This is a genomic window from Bacillus sp. JJ664, from assembly GCF_036962205.1.
Lineage (GTDB): Bacteria > Bacillota > Bacilli > Bacillales > Bacillaceae_G > Gottfriedia.
In genome coordinates, this window is record NZ_JBALMS010000005.1 from 88720 (window position 1) to 89636 (window position 917).

1 protein-coding gene is annotated in these 917 nt (G+C 32.8%); it reads left to right on the top strand.

Annotated elements, in window-relative coordinates; all coding sequences use genetic code 11:
• Positions 1 to 224 precede the first annotated feature (224 nt).
• Positions 225 to 917 (top strand): Na+ dependent nucleoside transporter N-terminal domain-containing protein (locus V7056_RS01015; protein ID WP_499698500.1); only part of this gene is annotated, 693 nt, incomplete at its 3' end.

A 917-nucleotide genomic window follows, 5' to 3' on the forward strand; every position in this document is an offset into this window, starting at 1 on the left:
GGATTATTCCAAACTCAAGCGGTCAGCTACTTTTTTATAATCTACCTAGTTCATATGCTATAACTACGTATCCTAAAGAAATATATTTTCTCTTTATCCGCATATTTCAGTTCTTCTTCATAACTTTGTCCCTTCTAGCACATATTAACTTATATGATATTTTTGGACATACTCATTCATCATGTCTAAATGTCATGTCCATTAATATGTCCAGGAGGATTTATATGAGCTATTTAATTGCGTTAGTAGGGTTGGTTGTTACGCTAGCTCTTGCATATATTGCTAGTACGAATCGGAAAATCATTAAAATTCGTCCAATTATCATAATGATTGTTTTCCAAATTATTCTAGCTTTCCTATTATTAAAAACAGTCATTGGCATTAAAATTATTCAAGCGATTGCGAAAGTGTTCGATAAATTACTTCTATATGCAGCCGATGGGATTAACTTTGTTTTCGGTGGGGTCGCGAATGAAGGTGCATTTGTTTTCTTCATAAATGTACTATTACCAATTGTTTTCATTTCTGTTTTAATAGGAATTCTACAATATACAAGAATATTACCTTTTATCATGAAAGGTATTGGTTTACTTTTAAGTAAAATAAATGGCATGGGGAAATTGGAATCATATAATGCCATAGCCTCCGCGATTGTCGGACAGTCTGAAGTATTTATTACAGTCAAAAAACAACTTGGTCAATTAGCGCCTCATCGTCTCTATACTTTGTGTGCTTCTGCAATGTCGACTGTTTCAATGTCCATTGTTGGTGCGTATATGACAATGATTGAACCACGTTATGTCGTAACTGCCATTATATTGAACTTATTCGGTGGTTTTATTATTTCTTCAATTATTAATCCTTATGAAGTATCAGATGAGGAGGATATATTGGTAGTTCAAGATGAAGAAAAACAA